Consider the following 1236-nt stretch of genomic DNA (forward strand, 5'->3'; position numbering starts at 1 on the left):
CCAAGAACTGTGTTAAAAAGCAAGTAATTATTAGTTTGTTTTCACTAAAATACTTCTATAGTTCTTATCATAAATCAATCCTGATTTTGCAAGGGCAAATGCCTGTTTTAAAAGCTTATTACAGACTGCTATTAAAGCAATTTTTTTACTTTTCCCTTTTGCTACAATTCTATCGAAGATTTCCCTACACGCTTTATTATGTTTTTTAGCTGAGAGACTACACATAAATAGCGTTTTTCTTAATCGTCTATTACCCATTTTACTAATCCTTGATTTTGATCTTATACTGCTTCCAGATTGTCTTATCATAGGAGTTAAGCCGGCAAAAGAGCATAGCTCTGAGGCTTTATTAAAGCGTTCAAATCCTCCTGTTAATACAATCAATAACATACTTGATTTCCGCCCTATACCAGGAATACTCTCAACCCTAGTAAGTAAATCTTGATTATCTTTCTTAACTAGCTCTAGTAATGAATTTTCGAGCTTATCTATTTCTTTTTTCAGATGTTTTAAACTTCTTTTTAAGGACCGTATCACATTGGAACACGGAGATCCCATGGACTCTTCTGTTTGTAACTTATTTTTAAGAGCCGTGGTTTGTTTAGTATATAAATTGGTTAGGCTTATTATTTGAGAACATGCTATTTGTGTTTTATTTTGGCCTTTCCATAGTCGAAGTTCGACCCCGGAGTGTACGGCATATTCATAAATCATTTGGGAGTCTCTCTTGTCTGTTTTTATTTTCGTCAATCGCATTTGTATAAAGCGTTTTATAGACAAAGGGTTCTCTACACTTACAGCTATTCCATTTTCATATAAATAATACGCTAAACGTAAGTGGTAAACTCCCGTTGATTCCATTACACAATGAGAAAATTCATTAGTTAAATTCAATAACTTTTTAAAGCCAGATAGGTCATTTTTAAACTCATAATGTTTACCATCTTCTCCAATAACATCAAAGACATCCTTACTTATATCTATTCCGAAATAATTTGTATTTTTAATCATGTATATGAAATTTACGAAAGAAGTGATCTACTAGCTTTTCTGCATCTTAAAAACGAGATCTAAAGTCTCACAGAACTGTTCGAAATAATAGTAGAAAAGAGAGGGGATTGTCATGAAAAACGAGATCGCAGTCTCAATACACAAAATAACCTTAATCCTCTCTTTTTGTTCTTTCTGATTGATACTTAATTTATAACTTATATTTGATAAGGCTAACTTAAGATA

Annotated in this window: 1 protein-coding gene; it reads right to left on the reverse strand. The window is 31.9% G+C overall.

What is annotated here, in order from left to right; translation table 11 throughout:
• Positions 1-30 precede the first annotated feature (30 nt).
• Entirely contained in the window at positions 31-1011 is a 981-nt protein-coding gene (locus AC0UBM_RS18330) for an IS110 family RNA-guided transposase (RefSeq protein ID WP_475689633.1), read from the reverse strand.
• Positions 1012-1236: the final 225 nt, after the last annotated feature.

The sequence above is a fragment of the Formosa sp. F44 genome (assembly GCF_056238645.1).